We start from the raw sequence: 394 nt of genomic DNA, 5'->3' as shown, positions 1-394 counted from the left end.
ATGTTAGGTAGCTTATTAGCAGGTACTGAAGAAAGCCCAGGCGCAACAGAAATTTTCCAAGGTAGACAATATAAAGTATACCGTGGTATGGGCTCTTTAGGTGCGATGGAAAAAGGTTCAAACGACCGTTACTTCCAAGAGGACAAAGCGCCTAAGAAATTTGTTCCTGAAGGTATCGAAGGACGTACGGCTTATAAAGGTGCGTTACAAGATACAATTTACCAATTAATGGGCGGTGTGCGTGCTGGTATGGGTTATACTGGTTCACACGATTTAAGAGAATTACGCGAAGAAGCACAATTTACACGTATGGGTCCTGCTGGTTTAGCAGAAAGCCATCCACATAATATTCAAATTACGAAAGAATCACCGAACTACTCATTCTAATTAAGAT

General features: G+C 41.1%; 1 protein-coding gene. It reads left to right on the top strand.

All coding sequences use genetic code 11. The features are described from left to right. On the top strand, positions 1-387 hold a 387-nt coding region (locus tag ER639_RS12075), incomplete at its 5' end, for an IMP dehydrogenase (protein ID WP_205757727.1). Positions 388-394 lie beyond the last annotated feature (7 nt).

Origin of the sequence: Macrococcus sp. DPC7161 (assembly GCF_004117835.1) — a bacterium.
Lineage (GTDB): Bacteria > Bacillota > Bacilli > Staphylococcales > Staphylococcaceae > SDSC01.
Note: the sequence above shows the minus strand (reverse complement) of the source record. Positions and strands in the feature narration are given on the sequence as shown.